The organism is Succinimonas sp. (assembly GCF_045225735.1).
Taxonomy (GTDB): domain Bacteria; phylum Pseudomonadota; class Gammaproteobacteria; order Enterobacterales; family Succinivibrionaceae; genus Succinimonas.
This window is the reverse complement of sequence record NZ_JBGVBR010000171.1, coordinates 1-3,151: the sequence shown is the minus strand read 5'-3', so window position 1 is coordinate 3,151 and position 3,151 is coordinate 1. Positions and strand designations below refer to the sequence as shown.

General features: G+C 53.0%; 2 protein-coding genes. Both read right to left on the bottom strand.

What is annotated here, in order from left to right; translation table 11 throughout:
- Positions 1-688: 688 nt before the first annotated feature.
- A complete protein-coding gene (locus tag ACJROR_RS06075) occupies positions 689-2,719 on the bottom strand; it encodes an IS3 family transposase (protein ID WP_406546309.1) in 2,031 nt (676 codons plus the stop codon).
- Positions 2,720-2,773: 54 nt separating this feature from the next.
- A partial coding sequence (locus ACJROR_RS06070; protein ID WP_406546308.1) for an IS3 family transposase occupies positions 2,774-3,151 on the bottom strand: 378 nt, incomplete at its 5' end.

Sequence of the window (3,151 nt, the reverse complement as noted above, 5' to 3'; positions counted from 1 at the left end):
GGGGGGGGGGGGGGCCGACCCCCCACCCCCAGGCAAAGCGCGAACTAAAATGAGCAGTCCCCCGGGGCGGCGATTTTGCCCGTTTCTGAAGCGTATTCGTCAATCTGACGTATAACCCCCTCGTTCAGGCCTCAGGAGACTGCTATACGCTTCAAATTTTGAAATACGAGGCAGTTTCAGGGGTAAAGGGGCGGAGCCCCTTTAATCATTAAACAGGAAGCGCCGCAGGCGTCTTCCCTTCTTAATTATTATCCTTCGGAACTTTAACATCTGTTCCTGCCAGTATTGATTGTGCCGGATGGCTGCGCGCAATGCCTCCCGCGGCCTGGCGGAAGAGATGTCATGCCGGTTCTCCGGAATTGCGCGTTTCTGTCAAAGGCCTCTGTCCTGCGGGCGCCGGGATGCCTCGCATCAGCGAATGCTGACACGACAGGCTGTTATCGTATAAGACCGGATTGCAGTTTTGACCCCTTCCTGCCTGAATGACTGAATCCGGCGCAGGATGCATTCCTCAGGAATCTCCGACCCTCGCTTATGCGAAGTCAGTAAGTATGAAGTTCTCATCCCGCGCAAGGCCCGCCATCCGGAAGAAGAGGCCGGAACTGCCTGTCATGCGGGGGACGGCATGACGTTATGGTAACGTTTTGGCCATGAGGACTGGTTCAGGTTCGGTGTCATCTCAGGCCTCTCACTGCGCCGCAACGTTAAGGATTACCAGTCCTGCCGGACAGTGCTGCATCCTTGGCTTCCTGTAAGATCTTATGGCGAAGTTTACCTTGTTCAGCTTTGTTTTGAGCTCCTTCCTGAAGATGTGAAGAGGCTTTGAATCGAACAGTCCCCGCATTTTGTCGGCATATCCCAGCCAGGGCACTCCCTTCCAGCTGCCGGGCAGGCTCAGATGTTCCAGCTCCCAATCAGTCAAATGCTTCATGCAATTCTGAGCCTGAAGAGCCTCCTGAAGCACGCCGCTGTATAAAGTAACCTCATCCGCTGCAATCTGGCTGTTTTTCTCCAGAAAGCCGATGATCTGCGGGCATCCGTCGACAATGGTCTGCTCCCATTTCAGATACCGCTCCAGCAAAGCAATATCATGCCTGACCCGCTCTTCGGGATCCATTGCGGCGTCAGAGGCAACGCCGCCTCCGCTGCCGCCGTAGCGATCCTTCTCGGTTTTGCGCTCCTTTCTGGCCTTATCGGCTCTTTTCGCCTGCATCTCAAGTCTTTGCTGAAGCTGTCTTCTCCGGATTTCTTCTGTTTCTGTAATGTCCGGTGTCACTCCGAAGTATTCGCTGAACGGATATATTCCGGTGACCGCGTATTTGTAAAAATCAGCCGGAGAGAGCCCGCCCAGACTGGTCTGAATATACACGCTGTTATAGTTGCGTATGTACCCGCTGACCACCTCCGAGCACTTTTCATAGGAGACGCACAGGAACATCGGATTTTTGATGATGTATTTCAGCTTCTGGAAGAAACTTTCGCACGGAGCATTGTCCTGGGAATTGCCCCGCCGCGAACAGGACTGAAGAAACTTGTTATCGGACAGCAGCTTTTGGAATGACACAGACAGGTACTGGCTTCCCTGGTCGCTGTGCAAAAAAACCTCCTGGCCTTTCTTCTGCGCTTCCTTTATTTCATCGCCGTGTTCCTTCATCATCATGCCGTAGGCCTCATGGATAAGACCGGTATCCATGCGTTCCGAGGTGGCGTGTCCCAGTATTTCCGAAGTGTAGGCATCCTTGAATACGCAGAGGTAAAAGACTTCCCTGTTTCCCGCTGCTGTCTGGTAGTACAGGTATGTGATATCGGTCAGGATCACCCGCCGCGGAGCTCTGAAGAAGTCCTGGTTTACCAGATTCCCGGGAGCGGTCTGCGGGTGGTCATGAACAGCTTCGAACTTGTACGGATTGCGATTCGGGATGCTGGTCACAAGCTGCATTCCGTTCATGATTTTCTTTACCCGCTTCAGCCCTATAGAGATGCCGTGCCAGGCGAGCAGAGCTCCGGCTATCACCCTTTTTCCGGGAATGTATCCGAACCGCTGAATAATCTCTATGATTTTCAGTTCGATCATCTCGCGTTCTTCGGCATCTTTCCTCAGCTTTTCCTCCTGATGCTGCCGCCTCTTACCGGAGTTTTGCCAGCTGTTTTTCCGGATGTTGAAGATGGTCAGAATGTCAGTCTGCTTCAGAGGCCTGTCAAGGCCGTATTCCGCCGGAGCCTCAGGTCTTTTGAAGTTTTCCATGCAGCTTTCGGCCATGCTCATGACAAGCTTTAGATCCGGGTTAAACTTCAGCAGCATCCGGAGCGCTTCACCGCCGCACAGCACATCTTTTTTTTTAATTTCTTCTATGAGGGCTTCCAGGTATATAACCCTGCTGAGGAGGTAGTTAAGCCGCTCTTCCCACGTCATGGAGGCAAGCCCCGGAACCTGATTCAGCGGAACAGAGCCGTTGCGGGGCGCGAACCGGTACTGAGCGTGACAGCGGGCGTTTTTGCCGGCCTGCATGGCGCGGTTGACGCCGAACAGATCCGGGTCGAATCCCAGTTCCCGGTAGGCTTCAACTGATGATTTGCCGGCGTCCATAATCCGAAGCATCTCCCGGTAAAAGAACTCGGTGTAAACAATGTCGCCGTTTGACTTTACATTCCTGATAAGTCCCTTGCTCATCAGTTCATTTGTGATTTCTTCTATTGCTTTTTTTTCTTTTTCAGTCATAATCAAACCTGTTTTTAGTTTTTTCGGCATCGCCGTACCGGCAAATGCCGGCGGTCATTCCGGTCCCAGAGCTTTAGCTCTCAGCTTTGCTTTGGCGGCGGCGACCTCCTGCATCTGCCGGTATTTTTTCTCCTCTTTCTCCAGATACCCGGAGAACTCCTCATCTGCCATGCCGAGCAAGTACTTCTCATACTCCGCCGGGGTCATCCGGTTGCGGGTCCACTGACAGCGGGCGTTATTGTAGTATTCCGAGTAGCTTTCTATAAGCTTTTTAAGATCCTCGAACTCAACGCAGTCCTCATAGGCAACCTCGTCCTTGAAGTGGCCGAAGAAGCTCTCCTGCGGGCTGTTGTCCCAGCAGTTGCCCCGTTTGGACATGGACTGCGTCATGCCCATTTCCCGGACTCGGTTCTGGAACTCGTCAGTCAGGTA

Excerpts from the sequence above, each read along its gene's own strand:
- ACJROR_RS06075 (WP_406546309.1), bottom strand. The coding sequence starts at position 2,719 with ATGACTGAAAAAGAAAAAAAAGCAATAGAAGAAATCACAAATGAACTG.